The 26,107-nt window shown below is 68.0% G+C and carries 25 protein-coding genes; 2 read left to right on the top strand and 23 right to left on the bottom strand.

Annotation, left to right across the window (positions count from 1 at the left end):
- Positions 1–536: 536 nt before the first annotated feature.
- Positions 537–839 carry a hypothetical protein gene (locus tag CU254_RS00440; protein WP_158687972.1) on the bottom strand — a complete coding sequence of 101 codons (303 nt, stop codon included), beginning with the start codon at positions 837–839 and terminating at the stop codon, positions 537–539.
- 286 nt (positions 840–1,125) lie between these two features.
- Between CU254_RS00440 and CU254_RS44865 the strand changes: the two genes are divergently transcribed.
- On the top strand, positions 1,126–1,422 hold the full coding sequence (locus CU254_RS44865; RefSeq protein ID WP_009071698.1) for an SIS domain-containing protein: 297 nt from the start codon (positions 1,126–1,128) through the stop codon (positions 1,420–1,422).
- Positions 1,350–1,955: a hypothetical protein gene (locus tag CU254_RS44860; RefSeq protein WP_369871108.1), complete on the top strand. Its 606-nt coding sequence runs from the start codon at positions 1,350–1,352 to the stop codon at positions 1,953–1,955. Before CU254_RS44865 ends, CU254_RS44860 begins: the two co-directional genes overlap by 73 nt.
- 56 nt (positions 1,956–2,011) lie before the next feature.
- On the opposite strand, the gene CU254_RS00430 is transcribed toward CU254_RS44860, so the two are convergent.
- The 22 genes from CU254_RS00430 to CU254_RS00330 form a co-directional block, all read right to left on the bottom strand.
- Positions 2,012–4,003 (bottom strand): M6 family metalloprotease domain-containing protein, encoded by a 1,992-nt coding sequence (locus CU254_RS00430; RefSeq protein WP_037712104.1) that lies wholly within the window; start codon positions 4,001–4,003, stop codon positions 2,012–2,014.
- 1,787 nt (positions 4,004–5,790) lie between these two features.
- Positions 5,791–6,795, bottom strand: a complete 1,005-nt coding sequence (locus CU254_RS00425; protein ID WP_234392794.1) for a hypothetical protein — start codon at positions 6,793–6,795, stop codon at positions 5,791–5,793.
- Positions 6,796–7,475: 680 nt separating this feature from the next.
- Positions 7,476–8,468 (bottom strand): hypothetical protein, encoded by a 993-nt coding sequence (locus tag CU254_RS00420; RefSeq protein WP_234392793.1) that lies wholly within the window; start codon positions 8,466–8,468, stop codon positions 7,476–7,478.
- A 1,106-nt stretch (positions 8,469–9,574) separates the two neighbouring features.
- Positions 9,575–11,257 carry an alpha/beta hydrolase gene (locus CU254_RS00415; protein ID WP_009071689.1) on the bottom strand — a complete coding sequence of 561 codons (1,683 nt, stop codon included), beginning with the start codon at positions 11,255–11,257 and terminating at the stop codon, positions 9,575–9,577.
- 81 nt (positions 11,258–11,338) lie between these two features.
- The gene (locus CU254_RS00410) at positions 11,339–11,518 is read right to left on the bottom strand and encodes a hypothetical protein (protein ID WP_158687971.1); all 180 of its coding nucleotides are present in this window, start codon (positions 11,516–11,518) and stop codon (positions 11,339–11,341) included.
- Between the two features lie 165 nt (positions 11,519–11,683).
- Entirely contained in the window at positions 11,684–12,133 is a 450-nt protein-coding gene (locus tag CU254_RS00405; RefSeq protein ID WP_037712093.1) for a hypothetical protein, read from the bottom strand.
- Positions 12,134–12,191: 58 nt separating this feature from the next.
- Complete coding sequence (locus CU254_RS00400; protein WP_037712090.1) at positions 12,192–12,407, bottom strand: hypothetical protein; 216 nt, start codon at positions 12,405–12,407, stop codon at positions 12,192–12,194.
- A gap of 139 nt (positions 12,408–12,546) precedes the next feature.
- Positions 12,547–12,789, bottom strand: a complete 243-nt coding sequence (locus CU254_RS42830) for a hypothetical protein (RefSeq protein WP_009071682.1) — start codon at positions 12,787–12,789, stop codon at positions 12,547–12,549.
- 50 nt (positions 12,790–12,839) lie between these two features.
- Positions 12,840–13,118, bottom strand: coding sequence for a hypothetical protein (locus CU254_RS00395; protein ID WP_009071681.1), 279 nt, complete (start codon positions 13,116–13,118; stop codon positions 12,840–12,842).
- Positions 13,115–13,888, bottom strand: coding sequence for a TauD/TfdA family dioxygenase (locus tag CU254_RS00390; RefSeq protein WP_009071679.1), 774 nt, complete (start codon positions 13,886–13,888; stop codon positions 13,115–13,117). The genes CU254_RS00395 and CU254_RS00390 overlap by 4 nt, the downstream gene beginning before the upstream one ends.
- Positions 13,872–14,375, bottom strand: coding sequence for a TauD/TfdA family dioxygenase (locus CU254_RS42825; RefSeq protein ID WP_050788098.1), 504 nt, complete (start codon positions 14,373–14,375; stop codon positions 13,872–13,874). Before CU254_RS42825 ends, CU254_RS00390 begins: the two co-directional genes overlap by 17 nt.
- A 583-nt stretch (positions 14,376–14,958) precedes the next feature.
- Entirely contained in the window at positions 14,959–15,978 is a 1,020-nt protein-coding gene (locus CU254_RS00380) for a hypothetical protein (RefSeq protein ID WP_009071675.1), read from the bottom strand.
- 11 nt (positions 15,979–15,989) lie between these two features.
- Positions 15,990–16,841, bottom strand: a complete 852-nt coding sequence (locus tag CU254_RS00375) for a TauD/TfdA family dioxygenase (protein WP_009071673.1) — start codon at positions 16,839–16,841, stop codon at positions 15,990–15,992.
- A 2,336-nt stretch (positions 16,842–19,177) separates the two neighbouring features.
- Positions 19,178–19,573 carry a VOC family protein gene (locus CU254_RS00370; RefSeq protein ID WP_037712088.1) on the bottom strand — a complete coding sequence of 132 codons (396 nt, stop codon included), beginning with the start codon at positions 19,571–19,573 and terminating at the stop codon, positions 19,178–19,180.
- A gap of 17 nt (positions 19,574–19,590) precedes the next feature.
- Positions 19,591–20,007, bottom strand: a complete 417-nt coding sequence (locus CU254_RS00365; RefSeq protein WP_234392792.1) for a hypothetical protein — start codon at positions 20,005–20,007, stop codon at positions 19,591–19,593.
- 248 nt (positions 20,008–20,255) lie between these two features.
- A complete protein-coding gene (locus CU254_RS00360; protein WP_009071666.1) occupies positions 20,256–20,837 on the bottom strand; it encodes a TetR/AcrR family transcriptional regulator in 582 nt (193 codons plus the stop codon).
- 182 nt (positions 20,838–21,019) lie between these two features.
- Positions 21,020–21,352: a MerR family transcriptional regulator gene (locus CU254_RS00355; RefSeq protein WP_037716346.1), complete on the bottom strand. Its 333-nt coding sequence runs from the start codon at positions 21,350–21,352 to the stop codon at positions 21,020–21,022.
- Positions 21,353–22,052: 700 nt separating this feature from the next.
- Complete coding sequence (locus tag CU254_RS00350) at positions 22,053–23,000, bottom strand: helix-turn-helix transcriptional regulator (protein WP_037712086.1); 948 nt, start codon at positions 22,998–23,000, stop codon at positions 22,053–22,055.
- Between the two features lie 101 nt (positions 23,001–23,101).
- Entirely contained in the window at positions 23,102–23,500 is a 399-nt protein-coding gene (locus CU254_RS00345; RefSeq protein ID WP_009071661.1) for an STAS domain-containing protein, read from the bottom strand.
- Positions 23,501–23,796: 296 nt separating this feature from the next.
- Entirely contained in the window at positions 23,797–24,636 is an 840-nt protein-coding gene (locus tag CU254_RS00340) for an SDR family oxidoreductase (RefSeq protein ID WP_009071660.1), read from the bottom strand.
- Positions 24,633–25,565, bottom strand: a complete 933-nt coding sequence (locus CU254_RS00335; protein ID WP_009071658.1) for a patatin-like phospholipase family protein — start codon at positions 25,563–25,565, stop codon at positions 24,633–24,635. The genes CU254_RS00340 and CU254_RS00335 overlap by 4 nt, the downstream gene beginning before the upstream one ends.
- 153 nt (positions 25,566–25,718) lie before the next feature.
- A complete protein-coding gene (locus CU254_RS00330; protein ID WP_037712084.1) occupies positions 25,719–26,054 on the bottom strand; it encodes a hypothetical protein in 336 nt (111 codons plus the stop codon).
- Positions 26,055–26,107: the final 53 nt, after the last annotated feature.

Genomic DNA, 26,107 nt, shown 5'->3' with positions numbered 1-26,107 from the left:
CCCGCCCGCGAGATCCAGCACAAGCGTCCACGGCATCGCGAAAACCCGTCCGTGACACTGGCTGCGAACAAACGGCAGCATTGGCACACCGATGCGGACCAGACCGTGTCGCCGCCGCACACAACGACGATGACCGCGGAAATCCCTGTGCACTCAATAACTTTCACGGTGCGCCGGCGAGCAAGAAACCAATCTGATCGCCGACCGCGACCTCACCCGCACAACGAGGAGCCACAGCACGGCCGCACACTGCCCGAGCCGCGCCCACGAACCAGTCGCACAACACCGCGAACCGACCACGGTCCGGCACCCACCGAACCCGCATCTTCAGCCAGACAACGAAAGCGGAGCCAAGACCTACCCGGGCCCGAAACCCGGCCCGGACGGCGATCCGAATCCGCCGACGACGTCGACCACGTTCCACGAGACAGGCGAGACCGAGTCACACCGCGGCAAGCCAACCTGCTCCCGGCGGCGCGTGCCCTCGCGTTCTCGCTGCTCTCCGCGCTGTCGAAGAGCGGCCGGAAATGGGTCTGTCACCGGGGCCATCCCACGTATTCCCGGTGGATGCCCCAGAGCCGTGCGTACTCGCCGTTCGCGGCAAGCAAGGCCTCGCGGGTGCCTGTTTCCGCGATCTGGCTCTGGCGCGTGACCACGATCCGGTCTGCGGTTTGCGCGGTGGTGAGCCGGTGAAGGATGACCAGCGTGATGCGTTCGCAGCTGATCCGGCCCATCGCACGGTGCCGCGGTCGGGAGCGGCAGTCGCGGGTGCACGAGCGCGGCGCGGGCCAGCGCGATGAGCTGCCACTGTCCTGCGGAAAGGCCCCGCCATCGACCATGCGAACGGCCTATCCCCCGGGCAATCTCGCGATCATCCCGTCTGCACCCACGGACGCGACGGCGCCTTGCACGAACTCAAGAGCAAGGGCGGCAGGGTCGTCGGTTTGGTCAATGTCGTCAGCAGCTCGATCGCACGAGAATGCGGCAGCGGCATGTTCCTGCACGCCGGCCCCGAGTTCTCCGTCACGGCCCGCAAATCCTTCACCAACAGGGGAGTAGCGCTGGCCTTGCTCGCCCTGGAGCTCGGCAGGGTGCGAGACCTGTCCCCTGAGCGAGGACCGCCGCATGGTGAAAGGGCTCGCCGACCTGCCAGCCCGCATCGGCGAGATCCTCGCCACGGAAGACGACATCGCCGCGATCGCCGCACGCTACGCCGAGGCGGAGCACATGTTCTTCGTCGGCCGCGTGCGTGGCTGGCCGGTCGCCAGGGAAGGCGCGCAGAAGCTCAAGGAGATCTCCCACGTCCACGCAGAGGCGTACCAGCCGTCCGAACTCAAACACGGGCCACTGTGCCCGACGACGAACTGCTCGCCAAGAACATCTCGACCATCGAGGAAATCAAAGCCCGGGGCGGCCCGGTGATCGCGGTAACCGACGCCGCCTTGCCGCCCGGGCTCGCTAACGACGTGATCAAGATTCCCCGCGTACAGCCGGAACTCGCCCCGATCGTCCTGTCCATACCGCTGCAGCTTTCTCCGGCAACGGCGTTCGGGCGAAAGTCCGATTGTCGGCAGTCAGTGCCGAAACCGCGATCGGGGCGTTCCAACCTGGCCACGCATTACGGGATCACTCGGCCCGTCGTTGACGACCTGCATCCGCTCGTCCCGGAGATGAATCGTGCTGCCGTATCGGGTTCGTTCTTTTGCCAAGCGCGTCGATCGGCATTTCACATGCCGTCTTCACGAGCGTGCTCGGCACGCCCTGGACGGCATCGGTTCGGCTGGAGGCGTCGATCATACCGGCTGACGACACCGAACTCCCTGGCCAGAAGCGATGAAAGGCGACCGGGAATCCAGCACCCGGATTCTCCCCGAGGCCTCTTGCGGCTCGTGTTGCCTGCACAACCTGACGAGACCGGACAGCCGGGCCGCGCGGAGGGAGCAGCTCGTGGCTGACCTCCCTGCCGCGCGGCCCGGCATCTCCGGACGGTTCGGGCGTTCGCCGTCTCCGGTTATTGCGCTGCTGGCTTGGTAAAGGCGAGCCGGACGGTGACCGTGCCGCCGTCGAGCGCTTCGCCGGCCAGCGTGACGCTCGTGCCGGTGTCCGGCACCGCCACCGCGGTTCCCGGCAGCTTCTTCGCTGCCCAGAGGCGATCGTCGAAGACCGGTTGCGCGGGAGCCGACGGTGCGGAAATCCTGGCTTGGTACTTGATGTTGTCCTCGTTCCGGTTCAACCACCGCAGGTCCAGCGCGGGCGTGGGGGTCAGCGTGAAGGCCGCGTCGTACATCTGCACGGCGACGGGGGCCGCACGGCCGTCGTCGGACGAGATCTGGTCGGGGTGGGCGTCGATGGGAATCACCTGCCCGGCCCCGGGATGATCAGCCATCTTGTTGTCGGTGTAGGACCGGTTCCAGTACCACAGCAGCATTCCCGGCTCGTAGCCGAAGCGCTGCACGACGGAGCCGTCGGGATCGCTGCGGAAGTACGCTCTGCGCAGATCGGCGTTGTATCCGGTGTAACGCCGGTTCTCCGCCAGGTAGTAGCGGCCCTTGCCGTCCGGGCCCTTGGGCAGGATGACGACCAGCGCCTGCGGGTTGTCGCCCTGTTTCGCGTCGGATGCGTCCAGAGCGACATCGCCTCCCTCCCCGTAGCGGACGGCCGTGTAGTCCACCCAGCCGAGCATGAGCTTCTCCCACGGCCCGAATCCGGACGGCGCCGTGCCGATGGCGGTGTCCGAATCCGACAGCCACGACCCCTTGTCCATGATGGACCAGAAGCCCGCGGTGTTGTGGGTCTCACCGACGGTGTCGTAGAGGTCGGGCAGACCGAGGTCATGGCCGAATTCGTGCGCGATGACGCCGACCCCGGCGTTCTCCGGCTCGATGGTGTAGTCGGCGGCGCTGATCCCGGTGCCGCCGACGTCCACCGGATCCAGCGGCTCCGAGCTGTGCGACCAGATGTTGTCGCGGTACCGGGGGTCGTCCGTCTGATCGGGGCTGACTCCGGTCGCCTCGGCTCCGACCCCGGCGTGGATGATCGTCAGGTGGTCGATCCGGCCGTCCGGCTTGTCCTGGCGGGAGGCGCGGCTCCACGTGTCGAACGTGGCCAGTTCGGCCTTGATCTGGGCGTCGGACCACCCGGCGGCCTTGCGGTTGGCGACCCATCCGTTCATGCCGTCGGCGATGAGCTGGTCCAGCTCTCCGTAGTCGACGTTGTTGTAATAGGCCTCGCTGTGCGGGAGCTTGATCCACTCGGTCACCGAACCGGTCACGCCGAAGCGGCCCTGCGACTGCTGCCGGTAGAAGTCCTTGAAAGAGGGCGTCCGGTCGCCGAAGAACACGTCCTGGTAGTGCTGCCGGTCGAAGTCCGGGACCCAGTACGTCGAGTTGTCCTTCTTCGGGTCCGGGCGGGGGATCTGGTTGTGCACCGGGCCGGCCGGCCCGCCGATGGCGGGGGTCGTGTCGTCGCCGAACTCGACGGCCAGCACGAACACCTTGTGCGTCCCGACCGCCTTCAACGACTCCGCCGTGCCGGGCGCCGGGTCCGCGGAGCCGGACGCCGCGGCCGGACCGGACCGATGCCCCGCGGGACTGTCGGCAACCGCCGACAGCTCGCGTTCCACCTTGTCCGCGGCCGCCTGCCGGCGCACCTGCTCGGCAGGCGAGGGCCGGTCGTCCAGCCCGGCAAAGTCCGCCTCGCCGTCCGCCCGCGTCGCGGCCGTCCCGTGCCTCGTCGCCGCCTCGCGCCTCGCGGACGGTGTCGGAACCTCCGGACGCCCCGGCGCGGCCGCCGGTTCCGGCAGTGCCGGCCGGCCCTCCTGCTGCCGCGGCGCTTCCGCACCGCGCGGCACCGGGCCGTCGGCACGAGCCGCGCCCGGCTGCCCGCCGGCCTGGGGCGCGGCCCGGTCGATCAGAACCCCGTCGCCGACCAGCAGCCCGACGACCAGCAGTCCCGCCACCCCAGCGGCGATCTTGGCCCGAAGCCGTCTCTTGCTCACATTCATCCGCTCTCCTCTGTCGGAGTACCCGCCGTCAGGCCGCGACCGGCCATGGAACAACACCCGCAATACCGGAACAAACCGGACCGCCCCGCCGAGCGAATTCCCCTGGGGAGGGCGGCAAAACAACCGGAGAATCATTCCGTCGGTGGACATTTCGCGCTGAATCGCGAGTTCGGGTTTCTTGCCGAACAGCTGACCCTGCCGGAGAGACTAGGAAACCTTAAGCGAAGCTGAGTGTCAAGATTCAGTGCGTCGACCAGGCAAGCAAGTGCAATTGTTCATTCGGCAGCCATGACACTCGAACGGTCGCCTGATGATTTATTCAAGGTGTCTCACTCGAACAATGCCAGCTGCGACACGGAAATCCTCCCGCTATTTCCGCGGTCACAAATTCCTTCCTCCGCACTTACAGAAGGTAATCACGATTCGTGCGCAGGAGTCATGGCGGAGGCGAACTCGCGAGCGGGACGTCACGGCCAGGCCGCAGAAGCTCGGTGACGGCGCTGCTGGCGGCACGTGCGCCACCACATCGCCAATGCTAACGCCGTGTTCGGCAGGATCGGCGCTTTCGGGCCAGCGCGCGAACGCCCTGCGGACAACCGGAGCCGGGCGCCAATGGGACTCCGCAGGCCCTGTCGACCGGCTGCTGCGGAACGGCGGGCGTCGTGGCGGCGCGGCACGGTGCTCAGTCCGCAGCCGTCGGCGACGCAACAGGTCCGGACGGCGTGCCGTGACCGGAAGAGTCGGCATACCGGAGGTGCGGTCGCGTAGCGTCGGCCCAAGGCGCGGTGCCGGCCTTTCGGCCAACTCGTTTCCTCAGGCCGCCCTCTGAACCCGCCGCGCCCGTTTCTGAGCAACGGGCTCTCCGCAAGTCCGCGCGGTGCAGGCGGCTCGCCTCATGTTGCGCTCGGCCAAGGCGAGGGGATCGCCGTTCCCCGGCATCGGCAGCGGGTGGTCCGCACCTTCGCCGGATCGCCTTGTCCTCGGCGGCCCGCCAACCGCCGCCGCAGCGGTGCCGGACTTCCTTCCATGTGGCCCGGCGGTGTTTGCCTCGCAGCCATCCGAATACCTGTCGCCAGACGACGGCGCGCGGGTAGCGGAACGTCGCGTGCGACACCCCGGCCGGACGTAGGTGGTCCAGCCCCCCAGCAGCGAATTCAGTTGATGCAGCAGGACTTCGAGCGGCAGATTCATGTCTCCGCGCGCCTGGACAACGCCGAGACCGTCCTGGACGCGGTCTGAGACTACTGCGTGGAGCGGTCGGCGCCGTTCAAGTGCTTGTCCGGGCGGACGGCGTTGTTCATGCACGACGTCAAGTACGCCGGCCGCGGGGCAGCGGCAAATTCGCGACCCTCTGCCGACCGGCGAACTCCAGATGCGAAGGGCGCTGAAGGACCTGGACGCGGTGATCGGCGGCGAGCGAGCCCGGCCCGTACGTCCCGAGCGATCCGCGGCGGAATCAGGAGCCGCCGTACCTGCGCTACGGCGGATTCGCCAGATGATTCCTCGAGACTGGCGACGGCGACCGCGAACCGGCGATCGAGCCCCCGGACGGCACGCTCGCGCCCGGCGGTCGCACCCCTGGGGGTTCACGACGCTGAGGTCATCGCTGGCACAATTGAGGAGATGGCGCCGCTCGATCCTCACCGGGCCGAGACTATCGCCCGTATCGTCGATGATCTCCATGAGCAGGCATATACGTTGTGCACAGTGATCAAGCATATTTCGGCTGAAGACGAGTTTCGGTGCGCTGAGCGCCGTGGGCCAGGTCAGTGTGCGGCGAGCCGCGGCTAGGGCCGCGGCTTCATCAGCTTCGGGTATTCCTTCCGGAACTTCTCGATCATCGTCGCGGACGGAACGATCTTGTTCGGGTTGTCTTGCGTGAGGGCTTGCTTCTCGCCCCACGCAGCCGCGGCCTTGCGCTGCTCAGGAGTGCCGTGGCTGTGCTCGCAGTCGCCGTTGGAAGCGCTCAGGTAGGCGAACTCCTGCTGAGCGCGGGCATCCCACGCCGCGCCCTTCGCATGCGCGAGGAAATAGCCCGCGTAGGCGTCCGGACCCAGTTCCCCGGACTCGTCCTCCGGCGAGTTGTGGTGCGCGAAGTTAACCTGGTGTCCGTACTCGTGCGCCAAGGTCCCTTCCACCGAAACGTCGCCGAAGCCGGCCCGGGCGTCCAGCTCGAGCGCGCCGTCGCCCAGCACGATGCGCTTGCCGCCCGGGTCGCCGGGAGGCGACGCGAACGCGTTGAGCGACAGCAACGGGTTCCGTCCGCCCTGCAAGGCCGGCACCTCGTGCACCACCTTGCTCGCCAGCGCACCCGCTGCCGCGGCCCGCGCCGGGGCGAAGCCGCGCGCGAACGTCTGAGTCATCTTCTCCGGGCTGGCCGCGTCCGTGCCCTTGTGCGCCACCAGCTGAATGTTCCAGCTCTCGATGTCCCAGAACCCGCGCAGCTTGTCGATCGCGGCCGCGGCACGGGCCGTGTACTGGCCGTCGGTGCCGAAGACCTGCGGGGTCTTGTCGTTCGCGACAACCGACGCGTACAGGTAATCGAGACCGCCGATGACGTCCACCGCTCGCTTTTCCACATCCGTGAGCGGCGCCCTCAGCTTGTTGTACTCGGAATCCTGCGGCCCGGGGGTGCAACCCGGGATGGCGCCCGGCTCGCCTTCGGCTTTCCGGCCGGACCCGGAAACCGGCGCCTCGATCCGTGGCTTGGCCTCGCTCAGCGCGCTCGCTGAATACGTTGCCTTCAAGAGGTCCTCGTATTCCCGCTCCAGCTGCGCGATGTCCTTCTCCACCGACGAAGGCTTCGGCGCGGCCGCCGCCGGGACGGCCGCACCGGCCGCAGCCGCTACCAGAACGCCGACCGCGACAAAGGTCCTGCTGAGAGCTCGGGATCGTTGTGACACGAGATACCTTTCCTCCGGTTCACCTGCGCGAAGTCGCGAACGTAAGTCAATTTCCGCTCGGAGAACAGGTATGCGAGCTGAAACCCCAGCATCGAGCCAGAACTTTCGTAGTGACTCGGACCGCCTCATTCCCCGCATCCCGGAACATGAGCGAATAGTCAAGCTTCCCGTGAAAATCAATGCGCGGGTCGATTCCCCGCGGGCCGGCTCCGTCCAGGACGGTCAGAGATCCCGCATCGACCGAACCCGCATCTTCAGTCAGACAACAAAAGCGGAGCCAAGGCCTACCCGGGCCCGAAGCCAGGATCGGCTTTCGCTTTCAACGGCTAGGCCAGCGAACTCCCGGACAACTGCACCTGGATCTCGAGTTCCAGGCAGAGCCGACCTTCAGGCTCGAGGTCCTCCTTTTACGATCACGAACTTCGCGCCGGGGCTGGTAGCGCCGACCATCGGCAAGCGGGGTGAGACGCTCACAAGCCGCGCCCCACCCCGTGATCAGCTGCTGAAGACGAACAGCTCAGACGACTACTGGCAAAGCATTGCCGCGCCGCCTCCCGCCGCCGAGAACGTCACTCTTGGTCATCCGCCAAGACGCCCGGGTGGCACTCGACATGCCCCAGGTTGAACGACTTGCCCGCCACGCTGAGCGAAGCCGCATCGGCCGAGATGCCCCCATCGGGAAGGTCGTTCACCACGCCTGTACCAATGTTGACAATTCCCGGAGCGTCAAACCCCTTGCCGGCCACGGCTTGATTAATGTGCACCGGCGGGAACGGGGCCCACCCCGCGATGGAGATTTCGGCATCGATCTTCAGAGGGGACACTTCGGCGGCAGCCGGCGTACCGGCCGGGCCTGCCTGACAGCTTGTGCCAAGTCCGGACAAAGAGAATTTCGCACTTGCTTCAACATCGTAAGCAAAAGCCTTCGCCGCCAGCAGCAACCTCTTGCCCACGCCGTCCGGGACCCCGCCGATGATCGAATCGATCAGCTTCCCCGCCGTCAGCTTCACATCAACTCGCGCAGTCAAGGCGGCCGCCTTCGCGGTCGACACCCCCGTGGCCGGGTTTGCCGTGGTGTCAACCGCCAGCACGCCCCCGCCGACGCCGTCACCTTCCAGCAGAAGGTTGATGTCGCCGACGGGAATCGACACTGACTTTGCCGCGTTCCCAGGAACTTTGGCGCCCGGATCGGACTCCGGTGCCGCCGGGGCAGCGGCGGACAGGATGTTCGCCCCGCTCGGCCAGTACCTCAATGGAAGACTCCCAGACGCGCCGGCGATGTATCCGTAGGCACTGGGAGTGGCCTGCGCGGCGGCCGCCACCCCCGCCGTTCCCACTACCAGTCCGGCTCCCATCAGGCCCGTTGTCGCGCCGAGCGCGACGATCTGCCTCAATCGCATGAACATCATCCTTAAGGTCACCCGATCGAAGATAGACAAACCGCGACGAGCGAAGCGGCACCGTTGCGGTCGGAAGCATAGTGACCGACTTCCCGCGCAATGAGCAATATTTACCCCGAAGATCACCCTTTCGAACAATTGAATAACCATGATCGCGGACATGAGATAATCACGAAATTATAGTGATCCAGAAACCCGTTAAGACCATCGGCGAAGTTGGGATTTCCAGCGATGAGCGGCCCTCACCGCGCCGCAGGGCCCTTCGGAGAGCGCGCCGACCTCGTCCCCCGTGAGATCGAAGTGGCCGAGGCAGCCGACGCGAAGACGCTGCCGTCAACCTGGCCGGCAGCGGGTCGATCGCCGCGGCGAGTTCCGCGTCGACATCGGCCACCAGCGTGCCGTGCGCGATGCTCCGCATCTCTTGCCTGGCCAGCACGTGCGCAGCATGATCGACACGAGGTTGCGCCCGAGCCGATCGGGCAGATCGCGCGAAATGCGGGTGCGTTCCCCGTGCGATTTCGGCATTCTCCTCGGACAGCTCGACGGAGCGGCAGCGAACCCGGACGTCGGCCGTGCCCAGGATTGCGTGACCGAGACCAGCCCGGTGCCGGAATTGCTGCCCAAACCCACTCGCCGCGGGCCAGAACCAGCAAGAGCAGACCGGCTCACGGTGCCCGTGGGTTTCTGCACCTGAGGAAAAGGCGAATGCGAGGAAGACCGCGATCAACATGCTCGGCGCGATCGGCAACCAGGTTTCCGCAGCGGCATGCGCGCCGTGCGAACCACCAGCCGGTGCGGGCAGACCAGCGTCTGCACGGCATACCAGGCGGACTGGCCGATGTCATCGGTTTCGTCCAGGACCTTCGCCGCACTGGCGTGCTGGCTACGCCCAGGATGATCCCCAGCGATCCCGGCTGCGGCGAGCAAGAACGTGCGGCCGCCGACGCCACCTGTCCTCCAGCGGAGTGCGCTGCCGAACACCGGTCAAAATAAGCGTTCGCCGAAGTCCCGCCCTCCTGCCGCCGCATCGGCGCGCGATGTCAACCCTGCCGCACAGCCGCAGCGGCGGCATGCCGATCAACCCGCAGCGGATCTGTGCTCTGCTCGGCTCGAACGAGACGAGCGGGCAGGAGGGGCCCGCCAACTCCTGGCAGGCCCCTCCCGTGATCACTCTCCAGCTGCGGTTCTCAGTGCAGGCGACGCCAATGGCTTCCATCAGTACCGGCTGCTCGGGAACCTCCCCCGTCTCTCGTCTGACCGAGGCCGCCTCAGCCAGCGGGGAAGATCTGGCTCCAGGTTCGGGTCGAGATCGCCATCAGCAGCGCGTCGACATATTGCGCCACAGTGGGCGCCCGGCCGCTGCCCGCAGCTGGCTGAGCATCCGGCAGCTGTGGTCCTTCTTCGTATACGCGGTCCTCCTTCACCATGGGCGTGCCCTGGCAGACCACGTCGTTCCCGGGCAGCACCCCCTGTTGCAGGTATCGATTTACCGCGGCATCAGCGCATGAGTTGTTTCCGGCCACGCCGTGGTCGCCCGCGTTGATCACGGTCACCATGCGGGTCGCGGGGTTGTTTCGGTGCGCGGCGACGGCACCCTCATAGGCAGTGGCGGGGTCAAGCGTGTTTTGCAGCATGAGCGCGCCCGGCGCGGTTCGGCCGGTCACCGGCGTCAGGCCGACCGGCCGGTACGGCCAGTAATTACAGGGCTGAACGGCGAAGCCGGAACCAATCAGCGAATTGCCGTTGGCGGCCTGCTTCCTGGCGAAATCGACCCAGTAATCCTCGCCACGCCAGGCGGTGTCGTTGCAGGTGATCGCAGTGAACACCGCATTGGACTCGACCGGTGGGGTGTTTTCGGGGAAGATCTTCTTCACGGCGTCGACGATCCAGGAAAGCACGGAGCCGCCCTCCACCGGCTTTCCGCTCCGCACCGCCTGGTCCAGCTCATGCAGTTTCCCTGCCTGCTCCTCAAAGGAGGACGAGCTGTACAGCGAGGACGTCACGGCCGCGTCCAACTGATCTGGCGTCAGGCGGCCGAGCTTGCCGCTTCCGGCGGCCGCGCGAATCGCCTCATAGGTTTTGCCGACCGCTTCCGGCGTGTCGCCGAGATGATACTTCGAGTCATGCCGGGCCGCCCACGGAAGGAACTGCTTTTCGAACCGCCGCTGCACCGACATCGGCTGCGTCTCGAAGGTGGCTTGCCAGCCGTCGGAGAACTGGGCATTGGAATCCAGGACGAACCGGCCCGCTCGCTCCGGGAAGAATTTCTGATACTGGGCACCGAGCCACGTTCCGGCAGAAGTGCCCTGATAGTCGATGGTTCGCGCGCCCAGCAGCGCTCTCCCCAGATCCATGTCCCGGACCGTCTGCTCAGTGGTGAGATAGGGCAGGAGGTCACCGTGCTTCGCCGCGCAGACGGCAATCCACTTCTTCACGTTCGCACGCGCTTTTGCGATCGCGACGTCGGACAGGTCCCGAGAGTCGGCCGACGGCTCCGCTCCATCCGACGGATCCGCTTCATTGTCATCGCAATCCACCCGCGTGCCCAACCCGGTCCCCCGTGGATCCACCGCCACGAAATCATGGTCGAGCAGCAACTGCGGTTGCTTGATCGCGGTAGCCGCCGGCATCGGGAACCCGGCTCCACCCGGCCCCCCAGGATTGATGAACAGCTCCCGCTTCGGGCCGAAATTATCGTCGCGGGCAACCTGGGTAATTCCGACCTTGATATCACCCAAATCCTGATGATAGTAATCCTTGGGCGCGAGGAACGTTCCGCATTTCTGCCGGACCGGCGTCGGAGCCATCGCCGCCAATGTCTTGTTCAACCCCGGACAGTCGCCCCATGCGATCTGCTGGTCGAGATATCTTTTCGCAAGGACAGGGGCACTCTCCTCGGCACTGGCCGGAGCAACCTGCGCTTCACGGACCTGGACGTAGATCGCGTACACCGCGTCGAACGGCCCGGCCCCTTTGCTTTCCTCCGCGACACGTTGATGCCGACCTCGCCCGCAGCATCGGAAACCACCGGGTCAGGCCGAATGCCCGTTCCGGACATTCGCCGACTCTCGACCCGGCTCGACCTGGTTCTTTTCGTCCGGGCCGGTCGACGCCAGCCGTCGCGCCGTCCCCTCAGCGACCATCACCGCCGCGGCGGCCTGCTCCGGCGGCAGGTCCAGCGTCGGCTTGGCCTCACTTTTGCGTAGATTCACCAGGCCCGATGTCATCACTCACAGTGCCCCTCCCCACAGACTTCAGCCCGGCGTGCCGGGCCGGAAACTCCGATCTTGAAACAGTCCGGTGACCCGCGGCGGGAGTCAGGAGGCTGTCTCGGCAGTGGGATCGTCCTCGTCGAGGTCGGTGGTGCCGAAGGGCAGTTACTGGGCGATGCCAGGCAGGCGGTGGGGATCGGCGAGTCCGAGGATGAGGCCGTGGCCGCGGTCGAAGCGGTGCACCGGACAGCGCTTGGCGACCTCCTTGTCGAGATCGTTGTCGACCACGATGAGCTGGCAGGGGCCGCTGGTCCACGACCTGGACGACGCATCCGGCCGCTCAAGCGGCGCGCTCCCCCCTCCGCGCATCTCGCACACGGGGGTGCGCGGAGCGTCGACGGCGTGCTGGATCAGCTCGCACAACCGGTCCAGCAGACCGCGCAACCGGGTGGTCGGGTACTTGCCCGGGTTCCCCGCCAGCTCCAGTTGCACGGCGCCGCCGGGTGCCGGCTGGCAGGCAGTCAGCTCCAAATCATGGACCGGCCCGCAGTTCCACGGGTGGACCGAGGCGTCAACGTCGCCGAAGTCAGGGCACGCCGCGCCGAACAGGAGCATGTTCCCCGGCACCGGCCGGGAGGAACGTCCCCGCCGAACCAGGTCGCGGCGCACCTGTTCACGCCGGTACCGCTGGTGCGGCAACGCACGCCGGACGCGCCGCGGCGGGGACCGACTCCAAGGTGTCGTCCGAGCCCACGAACAGCCGCAGCGGCAGCCTGTTGGCCAGGACCCCCGTCGTGCGCCGCAAGGTGTCGGAGACCCGCCCGGCCGCGCTCAGTTCGTTCAGAACCTCGTCGCCGCCCAGCAGCACTGACAGGCAGCCGGCGATCATCGCGGCAGCCCCGGGACTCTCCCGGTGCCGCGGACTCGACCGCGGCCGACAGCCGTTCGGGCAGGCAGCAACGAACACGCGCGGGAGCCTCGGCCGGCACCGGTGTGCCCGGCAGTCCCGCGAAATCGGCCAACGCCGACTACCAGTAGTCGGCGTCCGAACGACGGACCTCTCCCACCGCGACGTCCTCGGGAGCCAGAGGGACTTCTCCGGCTCCGAGGGCACGGTAAGCCTCCGCGACGCGCCACAGCCGCCATCGGCCGGTGTAGCCGTCCGCGACCACGTGATGAGCGCGCCTGGCCAGCAGGTGTCGATGTGGGGACACCGCGACCAGGGCGAGCGTCCACGCTCGGTCCTCGGGGGTGAGAACCGGCCCGGACAACCACTCCCGCAGCCATCGCCATCCCGTCGTGAGTGTGTTCGCCCGGCCGGTCAGGTCGACGACTGCGGGGATGGCGCGAGGCCGGAGGCACTTCGCGAAACGTGTCCGGCCCCGTCCTCGACCACGATCCAGTCGGCCGTCTCGCTCCTCGACCCACCGGACGGCGCGGGCGAGGCGGTCCGCGCGAGGTTCCCGGTCAGCACGACGATCTCGCCGACCAGATAGGGATCCCGTCTCCCCAGCGGGGCCTGGGCCAGCCAGATCTCCTCCTGCGCCGAGGACAGCAGGGAAGCCGCGGGCTGTTCGGACTCCGGTCGTGCCTCGGTCACGCCGGTTCCTCCCCGCGGATGCGCGGGCGCAGGTCGAGGACGCCTTTGAGCATGCACCGCTCGCCCCAGAACGCGTAGCGCCCGTGCAGGACCTTGCGGTTGTGCACGAACACCGCGTCCCCCGGCGCGAGCCGGATCTGTTCGACCAGGCCGCCGTCCACGAGCCGCTGCTCGCAGAAGTCGGCGAACCGGGCGCACATCCGGACTACTTCGGGCGGGTTGTCCCCGGCGACTCTGGTGCTGCTCCAGTTGAACACCGGGTCGCCTCCTTCGTAGTCGATGACCCGCCGGGTCACCACCCGTTCGCCCTTGGAAAAGCGGACCTCCACGTTCAGGAGCGCGCGCAGCAACGCCGGATCGCTGGCCGAGAGGTACTCCACTACGGTGGTGCCGTCCACGGCGAAGGTCGCACCGCCGAAGCGGGCGGCGGCACGGCAGCGGATGAAGAAGACGTCGAAGTCCACGTCGCTGTACACACCGTCGACGTGCAGCGGCATCCGGCCGTTGCCGTAACGGTAGCGCGAGCCGGCCGCCAGATCGGGGTCGTAGCGGATGTCCAGCCGGCCGGGCTTGTCCAGCCCGCCGGGGTCTTCGTCACGGAAATGGAAATGGAAATGACCGAGCGCGCTGGCCAGCCGCCAGTAGAAGGCGTCGCTGTCGACATCGGCGGCTCTGCGCAGCACCACCACCTTGTGCTCGGCGAGTGCTTCGCCGACGACGTCCACGGTGTCCCCGCCCGGCTGTTCGACGACCTCAGCAAGAAAGCGCACCAGCTTCTCCTACCAGGCGTTTCCGGCTTGGCGCTCCGTCATCGCTGACCGGCACGCGGTGAATCTCGCGCCGCTGACCGTGGTAGTCGTTGAGCGCGTAGTGCTGCACGCAGCGGTTGTCGATCATCACGACCAGTCCGGCCGCCCATCGCACCCTGCTGACGAAACGCGGGGCGACCACCTGCCGGAACAGCTGTTCGATCAGCTCAGCCGCCTCGGCGTCGGCCAGCCCGGCCACTCCGGTCAGGGGGCAGGCGCTGACATAGAGCCCCTTGCGGCCGGTCAGCGGGTGGGTGTGCACCAGCGGGTGAAGGAAGGCCTTGCCGGCGCGTGCGGTGTCGTCGACTCGCTGCACGTCTCCGATGGCGAACCGGGGACCCGCGCTGCCGTGGACCTTGGATGCGGTGAAGAGCCCGTCGAACTCGCCGGGTTCGAGCCGGTCGAGTCGCACGCCGCTGACGCGCGGCGCGATGTTGCCAACTTTCACGACACCTCCAGGTGCTTCGGCACGAGGGCCCGTCCGGCGGCGAACCCGGACTCCAATCGTGGGAACCTTCGCCGTGAACAGGCCCGGTCCGGCAGCCCGGTATCCGCGCGCTGCCGGGGGTGAGGCCGACCCCCGAGCCGGCGGGGGATCGCCACTCGGCACCTGGTGTCCCGTGCCCCGTCGAGTGCGGCGCAATTCGGGGAACGCTGCTGAGCAAGGGCGCTGCTGGCGTCGCGTACCGACGCGTCCTCCAGGACCGGCTCGCCCGCGCCGCCGCCCCCCAGTCGTGGACTCACGGTCGTGTTCGCCGCCGAGGCAGGCCCCGCTTCCGCGCCATCCCAGGCCGAGCTGCATCCGCGTCCAGCCGGCGGCGCGAAACCGGCGATCCCGGATACGCACCACCGCCTGGCCGGCAGCTTTGCCTTGTGCCTGGCCAGGCGCGCCGTGCGGGTGACGAAGCTGGCAGGGGCACCAGCGGAAAGCGCATGTCCGCCCCCGCGCAGCCGACCTTTCAGCCCTGACCCGGTGCCGCTGCCGGGCGCCGGTTTTGCGGGCCCCGCCATGTTCATCGTCTCCTCGGGGTTCAGGCTCGCGGGTCGGGAAGCCACGTCCTGACGACCCCGCACTTCCGCGGTTTGGCCAATCGCGCGCCGGACATCACTTCGTCATGGGTTCGCACGGGGTCCTGCCTCCACGCCTCCAACTGGTCGAGGTCCAGCGACGACCGCCGCCGCCACGGCAGCCCGGGATAGCCCGCGGGCACGGACGTGATGGTCGGCACCGGGAGGCGCTCGCAGTAGAGACGGCCGGCCCAGAGATCTCCGCTGCCGTCCAGCACGCCGACGCGGTCGCGATCGACCAGCCTGGCCGCCGGCAGCTCCTGCGGGAAACGGAGGCTGTTCTCCGCGCCGGGCAGGTCGTTGTGCTCTATCCAGTCGACCAGTTCGTCCTGCCGCCGGTTGAGCCGCTCGTCGGCATAGACCGAACTCATCACGACCGGCACCGCGGTCCCGCCCGCGTCCCGATAAGCCAGCATTCCCGCGAGCCGTTGGCGGAGCTGGCCGGGAGTGTCCATCGCGCTCACCGACACCCGCAATTCCGCGCCGGCCCCGGCCAGCCCGGCAAGGCTGTCGGCATCGACCGAGCGGAAGTACTTGGTGACGAACACGGTGCACCGGCCGGAGTCCCGGACGAGTTCGGCGAGCAGGCGCGCCTTCGGCCAGTTCCACGAGGCGTCGCTGTTCCAGCCATTGCGCAGGAACCGCTGTTCGGCAGGCAGCGCGAGCAGGTCCGCGCGCAGCACGTCGGGATCGAGCAGATTCTCCACGCGAGTGCCGAAGTCGTAACCGGCGGCGAACGCGCCGCGGGCGGCGAAGCAACTGCCGTAGCAGATCTGGGTCGCGGGCAGGCAGCCCAGATAAAGGTCTGACGTGATGCTGTCGAAAGGCAGCCCGCCCCGGCGCCCCGCCCGGATCGTGACTGGGTCGGGCACCCCAAGAGTACGACCCGCCACCATGACCGCGGAACTCTCCGCGATCGCCGCACGGACGGCCCGGATCGCCGAAGGCGCGACGGAGGCTGCCGGTCCCTGGCCGAGATTCATCACGGTCCTCCTCATTCCGCGCTGGACGTCGCGGCAGCGCACTCGGAGACCACTTCGCCCGACGGGACGGCAAAGATCTCCTCCGGAGCGAAAACTTTGGCGGCCTTGAGCCACCGCCGACCCTGGAACCGCTCACGGCGGTGCAGCAATTGCGTGTTGTCGTAAAGGGCGAAATCCCCCGCCTGCCACCGGTGGGCATAGATCCGGGACGGCTCCAGCAGCCGGCTCAGCACCCGTTGCTTGAGAGCCGCCGACTCGTCTGCCGCCAACCCGGTGAACCCGAGAGTGTTGTCGCTGACGTAGGCATAGTGCCGGTCCCCGGTGCGGCTGGTCAGCAGCGCGGGATGCGACACCCGCACCCGAGGCGCGTTGTCGTGGTTGAACGCCGGCTCGTACACTGCCCGCCGTCCGGCCAGATCGGCGACCGTGGCCTCGTCCAGCCCGGCCGACTCGACGTCCGCGGACACGAAACTGGTCGCGCCCCCGGACGCGGCCGGAACCACACAGTAAAGCACCGCCAGGGTCGCGGGGCGCTCGCGGTGCTGCTGGTCTGAGTGCCAGTAGTCGGTGTCCGCCCCGGGGAAGCCGATGAACTGGCCGTCTTCGTCGCGCAGATTGGACAGGTAGCTGATCTCGGGGTGCTCCGGGGAGAGACACACCTTGCGCGACGACTCCTCCAGCGGGCCGATCCGCCGCGCCAGCGCGTGCAAGTCGCCGTCGTCCAGGCACTGACGGCGAAACACCACCAGCCCGGCCCGCTCGACCAGGCGCAGCGCCTCGGCCAGTTCGCCAGACGAGCAGTCCTGCAGCGCGCCGCCGCTGACCTGCAGGCCCAACGAGCGAGACAGCGATGCAACCTTCATGGTTCCTCCAGATCAGCAAGCAGTGACAGGCGCCCCACGCCGGGCTGGACAAGACTGCGAGGCCCGGCTCCGGCAGGCGGCCCCAGCAAACACGCCGGACCGTCGCCATGCGGTGCGCGATGAGCAGCACAGAACGGCCGCCGGCGGCTTCGCGCCGCGGCCAGTGCACGAGGTGATTCGACGTCGGTTTACCCTCCCGCGCGAGCCCTCGACTTTCTTCAAGCCCGCCAAGCAAACATGCGCCCCTCGAAATCTCTCTCGGACTTCATCGACAGGGCCTCCGCGCACAGTTCGACTGTTACGGAAACAAAGCCCGGGACGCACAGATTCTCGTGCGCCCCGATTGCCGACTTCCGATACGGTGCGGAGACCGCACCGGCCGACGAGGCAAAGGCCGAGCGTTCCTTTGTCGCGATGGTACGCACTTTCGAACGCGGCGTCCCGATACGATGGAAATGATTTCCGTCGCCCAAAAGCAATGCGCAGAACCCGCGCGCCGTCCGGTCGCCGGCACCCAGGACCGCCTGCGGCTCCCACGCAGTTTGAACCATTCGACGGGCCGCTACAAGCGCTCCGCGCATTAACACCGGCGAAGGCGATCACCGACGCACCCGCCGAATCGAGGACTTCGACCGCTCCCGGGCATGCGAATGCCGAAGGAGCCCGCGAGGCCCGGTCCATACATGTCATCTCCTCCACTGCTCACCCCCTGGGATCGAATCGCGTCCCGGCATCGCCGCTCATTGCGACCTCGACAGAACGCCGCACACCAGCCTTCGCCGAACCAACCTGTCGCAGTTCACGCTCTGCCGCCGCGTCACGCAAGCCTCGAACAGGTGACGAAAACCTGTTCGTCCAGGCGACATCGAAGCCGCTATTGTTTTGGTGATAAATTCATTCACCTGAAGGGCGTGCCAATGGCCGGATTTCTCTTCCCGTCGACGGCTGGTTGTTGTTCCCGCCGGCGTGCGACTGCGGAAGACCGGCTTCACGAGGACGATGCGGGTCTTCGTACGAGGCCGACGCCTTTGCCTTGAAGGACGCGTTCGGACTGGCCTGCGGCCGCTCCCCGCGCCCGTCCACGCCCTCGGGTCTCGCAGTGGCGCTCCGGCTGATCCCTGCTGCTACCGGCAAGTGAACACGACGTTCCCGGACGCTCCCGCGACATCGCGCAAGACCTCGAGGCACCGCCGTGCGCGACCACCCCTGCACCGGGTGGACGAGCTGACAATGTCCGATCCGCGGCGGCAAGACAAGCACCGCGGCCTGTCAGCCCAGCCGGACGCGTTGAACGACAAGATCTCCTCGCTCGACGCCGTCCGCAGCACCCGGGCTTCGAAGAAAGCGCGGCCACCGCGAAGCGCAGCAGTTCGGAAAGAACCAAGCTGCCGCCGAGGGCCATCGAGGTGCGCGACTGCCTCTCCAGAAGCAGGCATCATGCCTCCTCTCACGTCCGACATCGTTCGGGTGCCCCTGGCCTGGTCGGCAGTCTTGTCGTGGCGCGCGGGCTCGGCGGCGCGACCGCGTCACCCAGCAGCAGACCGCGGCCGACCTGCGAGCCGGAGACTACGACGTCGACGAACAGGCCGCCCGCGCACAGTGGAGGCGATGAAGGAAGCACAGCGCACACGCGAACTGCAGCCAGCGCCAAGAGGACAACCGGCAAGGTTAGCTGGGCCGCTCAGACCGAGCAGCCGCCGCGCAGCGAGAGCCCTGCACCTGCCAAGAACGTACTGTGCTGATGCTTCGGAACGACCTGACAGTTGCCCGACCGCGGCGAACGCAAGCCGCGAACGGCATACCATAGGGCAACGACTGCCCAGCCGCGCCGCGAGCATTTCCCGGCGCGGTCCATACGCCCAGAATATGCTCCAGAGCCGAAGCAAAGCCCGCCACCGCGCAACATCAACCATCTCTCAATCAACCACTAAAACCGCCCGCCACCTGCATAAATTGATACAGCCAGACACTTCCCGGAATTTCCGGAAATCAATACCTTGGGACTTTTAATCCGCAGGTTCTGAGTTCGAGTCCCAGGCGGCCCACTCAAACTTCCAGGTCAGCGGCTCTTTGCTCGTGGCCAGTCAAGATCAGCTCCCCGGGTTTGAGCTGGGACGGATTATCCGGCAACCCTTCAAGGGCCATCGCCGTTACCGGGTCGACCGCCTTCCGATTCGGCAACGCCAACGCCCACGACGGCAATGGAAGCGCACGCGGGGCTGGATTCCGCCATCGGCCGAGGCTTCCGAAGCAGCCCTTCGCCTTGACTCCGCCGCGTGCGTGACGTCGATCGTCCCGCGACGAAGTCGACGTCTTCCCCCTTGGCGCCCCGCGGGTCACCAAGAAGTCGGGACATCCTGTGCGATCCCGATCAGGTTCCCGTCCGCGGCCTTCAGCACTGCCAACCGGCGGCCCGGGACGTCGACGATTCCTGTCGCGCCACCATCGCTCGGGTGCAGCACACCCGCCGCGTCCTGTGCCAGTGCCGTCGCGCCATCGGCGATCAGTGCGCGGTGGGCGTTCTCGACATCCTCGACCTTGAAGAAGACCAGCGGGTGGTCCACCCACGGCAGCCGGGACAGCCCGATTTCTACGCCGCCGTCGGAGAAAGTCGCGTAATCGTCGTTCTGATAAACCGGCCCCCGGCCCAGCGCGGCGGTCCAGACCGCGATGCCCGCGGCCAGATCACGTGCCGGGTAGACCACCATGTGCACACCGCTCAACCCGCTCATTCCGCGAGCACTCTCCTTCATCGACGTAACAAGAAATCAAACCCATACCGCCGCCGCGCGTAGTCCACTGTGATCGCCAGCAGCAGCGGCCCCCAGACCAGCAACGGCGCATAGCAAATCCGGAGGACGAGCCCGGCCGTTCCGTGTGGGAAATCGGGGTGCGACAACGGTCCGCCGTCCATCAGTGCGATCACTGCTGTCGCCGTGGTGACCGTCAGCGCGCCGATTGTCGCCGGCACGATTGCGACCAGCGGAGGAATGCGCCGCCCCCGCAGCCACGGCATCCACTTCGGCACCCGTTCACCCCACGGCCGCACCAGTCCGAAGCTCAAGAACGCGGCCGCCTGCGAGACGATCGTCAGTGTCCAGACATAGAAAATGAACGACGGACCGTGGTACAGCCGCCCCAGTTCGCCGGTGAACCCGACGTCCACTCCGAACCCGGCCGCCACCCGCCAGACGCACGACGGCGCCGTGCACAACACGGTCGCCCAGGCTGCCCACACTGCCCACCGCGGGACCGCCGGCCGGGTCTCAGCTTCCCGCTCCGCCAACACCGTCGACACGTCCGCTCCCCCGTTTCGAACCGCTCCGGGCACCCCGGTGCCAAGGACGGTATCGGAGAGTTCTCTCTAATTCAATATGGAGAGTCGTCTCTAGAAGGTGTCTTCGCGGACTCGTCCTAGGCCAGCAGATCCCGCGCGCAGCGTTCGGCGAGGTCCTCGGCATGCGCAGGCAGCGGTTGGCCGTTGCGCCGATACCGGCGGACCATTGCCAGCGGCAGCTCGACCAGGGCGAGCACGACCCGGTCGAGGTCCATTTCGGTGTCGGCGCCCACACGTTTGGCGAGCTCGGCCACCGCTCCCAGGACACGCTTGTTGCCGTCCTCGCCGCGCCGCGCGTGTTCGTCGGTCCATTCGTCGCGCCCGAACGCCTGCGGCCCGTGCAGCAACACCGCCGCTTCCTGCGGGTTCAGCCGGCTCCAGGCGACGACGTGGCGCGCCGCGGCCGCGCCGGCCTTCAGCGGATCCGGGTCGGAGCCCAGCGCGGCGAAGTATCCGTCCTGGAAGCGCTCGACCGTGCGCAGCCACAGCTCGGCCTGCAGCGCCAGCCGCTGCGGGAACCGGTGGTAGAGCGAACCGCTTGGCGCCCCGCAGGCTCTGGCGACCGCCGACATGGTCACCGCCGCCGGTCCCGAAGCGGCGGCGATCTCCAGAGCGGTGTCCAGCAGCAACGTCTCGTCATAACGGGGCGGGCGAGGCATGAAATAGAGACTAGGCTCCAGTTTGCCTTGGCGCGACTTCCCTTGCGCGGCGGCGTCCCACGACGCCGTCGTCCGATGTCGCCGACCGCGAACCCGGCCGGAACAGCGGAAGCTGACCTGCAAACCGCGGCCCAGAACGCACGAACGGCACGCGGCGACAAGGGCCGCGTGCCGAGCGGGAGTCAGTCCTCTGCGCGGAGTTCCGCGTTCTGGCGCTGGGCTTCGTGGAGCTGGTCTTCGAGGGTGACGATGCGGCAGGCGGCCTCGACGGCCGTGCCCTGGTCGACCAGTTCGCGCACCCGGGTGGCCAGGCGGAGCTGGTGCCGGGTGTAGCGGCGGTGTCCTCCGGGCGAACGCTGCGGCGTGATCAAACCCGCTTCGTCGAGGCTGCGCAGGAAGCTTTGACTGGTGCCGAGCATGTCGGCGGCCCGGCCCATCGTGTAGGCGGGGTAGTGCTCGTCGTCGAACTTGTCGGCCCCGCTGGGCGTGGCCGGTCCTTCTTGGTCAGGGATCAATTCCACCTCCACGTCAGAAAGGACCCCGGGTGCCATGCACGGCACCCGGGGTCCTCAAGGGTTGGGTTTCATCATTGCCAACCGGCGCGAACGCCGGCTTCCTGCACCCGCTTCCGGCACCACGCCGGGTTTCGCGGGGATCGCTCATTCGTGACCGAGAACCACCTCCGAACTCGATGGGACTGCGGCACCCGCGCGGCGCTTTCCGACCGCCGCGGGCGATCCAATGATGTTCCCGTTCCCTTCCTTCCGGTTTTCTCCACTTGCTGGGTACTGCGTTTTTCCTCGCTGCGAACGCCACCGCCGGGGAACCCTTCCACTGATCGGTCCCAGCACGCTGACGCCGCTGGCCACTGCCCGGAGCCCGTTCACTGATCGGCCCCGGCCACCTGACCGGTCCTGCACTTGCCACTTCACTCAACTGGACTTCACGGGCGCACCTGCTCCGCCCGCTTCCTGCACTTTCCGCCCCGGGGCCGCACATCCGAACCAACCCCGGCCCCGGGGTACTGCTCCCGGTCACCAGCCGGAACCCGTTTACTGCTCGGTTCCGCGCTTCCCGACCGGCTCATCTCACTTCGCGGGCAGTTACGTCATCTCCCGCGCCTGCTTGACGTTGTCTTTCTCGGTACGAACAGAAGACTACACACGACTGCGACCGAATGTCTACTCCAGTCAGCATAGATTTTCTGCGCGGGCGTCAGTCGTGAAGAGCCCGAGAAGGCAGCTCCCCATACGCGGCCCGGTAGTGCGCGGTAAACGCACTAGGCCGCGTGTACCCCCACCGCGCCGCGACCTGCGTAACCGTCGTCTCCCCCGGCGTCGCAGCCCGCAGCTCAGCGCGTGCGTGGTCGAGACGCACGCGCCGCAGGTAAGCCATCGGCGTCGTGTCGAGGTGGCGTCGGAAGGCCAGCTGCACCGCGCGCGCTGAGACGCCGGCGGCCAGGGCCAGGTCGGTCGCCGTGAGGTCGCGGGCGGGGTTGGCCTCGACGAACGCGATCGCGCGGCGCAACGCCTGGGGATGCGCGTCGAGGTCGGTGCCGGCGCGTTCGTCCAGCGCGGTCGTGGGAAAAGCCGTGAGCACGGCCGCGGCCAGGTGCTGGGTCGCGGTGCTGACCAGGAGCGGGTGCTCGGCGATGTCCGGGGCGGACAGGACTTGTTCGCGCAGGAACGTGATGGCCGCGCGCAGGTGCTGGGCCGCGGCGGCGGACACCGGGTTGTGGTCGAGCAGTTCGACGGGCTTTTCGACACCGGCGACGCGCGTGAGCAACTCCGGGTCGAGCATCGTGATGCTGTAGCGGGCCCGGCAGATCCGGCCGGAGTACGGGCGGTCCGGCGGGGCGAAGGAGAACAGGTCGCCGGGGGCGAAGTCGGCGGGTTCGGTCCACCCGGCTACCCGGTGGTCTTCGATGGTTCCCGCTGCGATGTCGCACAGGCAGATCCGGCCCAGCGGGTTGACGTCGTAGCTCATGTCGAAGTCCAGGTCCAGCTCGTCGGCGCTGACCGCGTCGGTGGCGACCCGGGTGATGCGCGCGCCCGAGTCGCGGCTTCCGCTGCCGATCCGCATCGGGGCGTAGGAATCGCAGAGGAATTCCTCGGTGCGGTCCAGGTCGTCGCTCTCGAAAACCACCTTTCCCGGGGTGGACATCCGCCGGTTCGCCCTCCGTCCCACGCCGACCGTCACCCCGGCGGGTCCTTGGGCGTCGTGCAAGAACCTCCGACGTGTGCGGTCGCGGGGCAGGCTCCCGGTTACCCGCGTTGGCCGGGGAGCAAACCGCCGAGCCGGGCGCAGGCGTCGTCGATGGTGGCGGCGAGGTGGAGCAGGACGTCGACCCGGGTGACGCGCAGCGGACGCAGGACGGCGCGGTTTCCGCCGGTCACCACGATGAGCTTCTGGTGCCGGGCGCGCGCGGCCCGGTGGGTTTCGAGCATCAGCGACATCCCGACGACGGCCATGAAGTCCAGGGCGGTGCAGTCAAGGACGATGTCGCGGCCGGTACGGAGCTGCTGGTCGAGCACGGCGGCGAGGTCGTCGGCGGTGGCCAGATCGAGCGCGCCGCCCAGTCTCACCAGCAGGAGCGAGCCCACGGAGCCGCAGCGGATAGCCAGGTCGCCAGGGCGTAGCGACCGGTCGGTGGTTTCGGACATCAGCGGAGTTCTCCCTGTCGTAAGTGTGGCCAACGCCGCGACGGGGAATCGTTCCCGAAGACACCGCTGAATTTCGCTGTTCGGCTTCCGGGCCTCTTCGCTCCGGAACGAACGGGGTTGCCTCCACGGTGCAGGGCTCGCCTGGAACGGTCTAGCGGGGTAACCGAACTCCCGGCCTATCCGGAAAACGAAGCGTCCACCCGGACGATGTCCGGCGCGGGCGGACCGGGTCGGCACAGGCAGCAACCGCTCTCTTACGCGGCCTCGCCGAGGCCAGGCCGCGCTTGGTCGCCCGACTACCGCTGTTTTTCTTGCTGTGCCTCGAGATTTGCCCGGTACGCCGTTCGTTCCGGGCGATCCGCGTGCAACGCGCGGTCGTCGCGGACCAGACGCCGGATGCGGTTGAGGACCGGCTCCGGGGTGACGCCCGCGGCCGCCGCGAGCAGGCCGACGTAGCCGGGAACGGCGATCTCCCCGCGCCGGTGGTGCACCGACTCGACGACCGCCCTGGCGACGTCTTCCGGCTGCACCTTCGGGATGGGCCGCATGTCCAGGCCCGAGGCGAGCGCGGTGTCGACGGCCGAGGGCAGCACCGCGGTGAGGCTGACGCCCGCGTCCGCGAACTCCAGGCGGGTCGCGGCCGTCAGCCCGACGACGGCGAACTTGGTCGCGTTGTAGACGGCCAGTCCCTTGACCGGGAACTTGCCCGCCAGCGAGGCGACGTTGACGACGTGTCCGGACCCGCGTTCGACCATGCCGGGCAGGGCCAGTTTCATCCCGTTGAGGACGCCGCCGAGGTTGACATCGATCTGCAGCCGGTCGGTGGCGTCGGCGAGTTCGAGGAATCCGCCGTTCGGCGTGAGACCGGCGTTGTTCACCAGCACACGCAACGGTCCATGGGCCTTCTCGGCCGCAGCGAGGAAGGACGCGAACGAGCCGCGGTCGGCGACGTCCAGGTGGTGCGCGGTGCCGCCGATCAGCTCCGCGGTCTCTTTGGCGGCCGTCTCGTTGAGGTCGCCGATCGCGACGCGCGCGCCCTTGCTCGCGAACAACTTGGCGACCGCGCGGCCGATCCCCGCGCCGCCACCGGTGATCGCGACGGACGCGCCGTCGAGGTCGATCTTGGGGTAGCTCATCGGGTCGCTCCTTGCTCGATGGCGGCGCGCACGCGCGCTGGGGTCAGAGTGCGGCAGGCGCGGAGCACGTCGGCGCGGCGGCGCAGGTCCATGAAGTTGGGACCCATGACGTCCAGTTCAGCCGCGCCGGGTTCGATGCGGAGCACCCGGATTCCGGCGGCGCGGAGGTGCTTGACCTCGGCGTCGACGCGGCGGGTCATCGCGTGCCGGGCGAGTCGCTCGACACGGGCGAAACCGCGGCCGGGCGCGCCGCCCTCGGTGGACATCGGCGGGAGGAGCACGACCTCCTCGACACCGGTCTGAAGGACGAGATCGGCGGACGTCGGCGAGACGGTGCCGCCGTCGACGTACTTGCGGCCGTTGATCGCGACCGGCGGAAACCATCCCGGAATGGCCCACGATGCGGCGATGCCGGTGCCGAGCTGGGTCCGCTGCGAATTCCCGAACGCGACCCGCTCGCCCGTGCGGATATCGGCCCCGACGAGCCAGGTCCGCGGATGATCGACCCAGCCGTCGGCATTGGCCAACGCGGCACCGAGGTCGCGCAGCCAGCCAGCGTCGCCGCGTCCTCTCGGCAGCGCACCAGCCAATCCGGCCAGCAAATCGACTCGCCCGCGCAGCGCCGCCGCGGTGAGGCCGAGGCCAGGCCAAACCGGCGTCGGCAACGGCGGCAGCAGGCCCGGATGCTGAGCGAGATGCCGCACGACGCGGTCGTCCGCGGGTTCGCCGACCAGCGCGGCCATGATCTCGTCGACTCCGATGCCAGCGCCGAGAAGTGCCGCCATTTCCGCGCCCGCGGAGGTGCCGACCAGGACGTCTGCCTCGCGCGCGTCCCATCCCAGCTGGTCCTCGACCGAGGCGAGGGCAGCGGCGGTCCAGGCGAAGCCGAGCGTGCCGCCGCACCCGAGCACCAGTGCGCGTTGGGTCATCGGCCACCTCGGCGGAATCGCGTGTCAGTGGCGGAACCGTATGTCATTTTCACGGGCAGGGCAATACCGCTCCGGCGAGGTCGGCGCTGTTGACGACCCGGTTGCGATGGGGAGCGCCCGGGTGCGCCGAACCAGCCGACGCACCCGGGGCGGTCACTTCGAGGGCAGCGGCTGCGGTTTGCCGCCGTCGAGGAGGCCGTACGGCAGGATGCTGTCCGGGGTTCCGGTGATGGCTCCGGCCGGGTTGTTCATCAGGCCGTTGACGAAGTTGGCTCCCGAACCGTTCGGGGAGGGCAGCAGGAAGCCGAGCGTTCCCGCGCCTCCGGCCAAGCCGCCGACCAGGTCGCCGACGCCGCCGAGGCCGCTGTTGGCGCCCGGGCTCGAGCCCGGGCTGTCCTGTCCGATCGCCGACGGCGCGGCCTGTGCCGTCGCGGTGGACAGAAAGACCAGTGCCAGCCCCAGTCCGAGGCCCCCGAGTACACGCTTCACGAAAACTGCTCCTTTCCGAGGTGTCGTCCGATAACGCGAACCAGGGTTGTGTC

The sequence above is a fragment of the Amycolatopsis sp. AA4 genome (genome assembly GCF_002796545.1).
In the GTDB taxonomy this organism is placed as follows: domain Bacteria; phylum Actinomycetota; class Actinomycetes; order Mycobacteriales; family Pseudonocardiaceae; genus Amycolatopsis.
This window is presented reverse-complemented; position numbering and strand designations above follow the sequence as displayed.

Bases quoted from the DNA above. Each gene is read 5' to 3' on its own strand.
- CU254_RS00440 (WP_158687972.1), bottom strand. From the start codon at position 839: ATGGTCGATGGCGGGGCCTTTCCGCAGGACAGTGGCAGCTCATCGCGC.
- CU254_RS44865 (WP_009071698.1), top strand. From the start codon at position 1,126: ATGGTGAAAGGGCTCGCCGACCTGCCAGCCCGCATCGGCGAGATCCTC.
- CU254_RS00430 (WP_037712104.1), bottom strand. From the start codon at position 4,003: ATGAATGTGAGCAAGAGACGGCTTCGGGCCAAGATCGCCGCTGGGGTG.
- CU254_RS00420 (WP_234392793.1), bottom strand. From the start codon at position 8,468: ATGTCCGCGATCATGGTTATTCAATTGTTCGAAAGGGTGATCTTCGGG.
- CU254_RS00405 (WP_037712093.1), bottom strand. From the start codon at position 12,133: ATGCTCCTGTTCGGCGCGGCGTGCCCTGACTTCGGCGACGTTGACGCC.
- CU254_RS00400 (WP_037712090.1), bottom strand. From the start codon at position 12,407: ATGATCGCCGGCTGCCTGTCAGTGCTGCTGGGCGGCGACGAGGTTCTG.
- CU254_RS00380 (WP_009071675.1), bottom strand. From the start codon at position 15,978: ATGAATCTCGGCCAGGGACCGGCAGCCTCCGTCGCGCCTTCGGCGATC.
- CU254_RS00375 (WP_009071673.1), bottom strand. From the start codon at position 16,841: ATGAAGGTTGCATCGCTGTCTCGCTCGTTGGGCCTGCAGGTCAGCGGC.
- CU254_RS00370 (WP_037712088.1), bottom strand. From the start codon at position 19,573: ATGAGCGGGTTGAGCGGTGTGCACATGGTGGTCTACCCGGCACGTGAT.
- CU254_RS00360 (WP_009071666.1), bottom strand. From the start codon at position 20,837: ATGCCTCGCCCGCCCCGTTATGACGAGACGTTGCTGCTGGACACCGCT.
- CU254_RS00350 (WP_037712086.1), bottom strand. From the start codon at position 23,000: ATGTCCACCCCGGGAAAGGTGGTTTTCGAGAGCGACGACCTGGACCGC.
- CU254_RS00345 (WP_009071661.1), bottom strand. From the start codon at position 23,500: ATGTCCGAAACCACCGACCGGTCGCTACGCCCTGGCGACCTGGCTATC.
- CU254_RS00340 (WP_009071660.1), bottom strand. From the start codon at position 24,636: ATGAGCTACCCCAAGATCGACCTCGACGGCGCGTCCGTCGCGATCACC.
- CU254_RS00335 (WP_009071658.1), bottom strand. From the start codon at position 25,565: ATGACCCAACGCGCACTGGTGCTCGGGTGCGGCGGCACGCTCGGCTTC.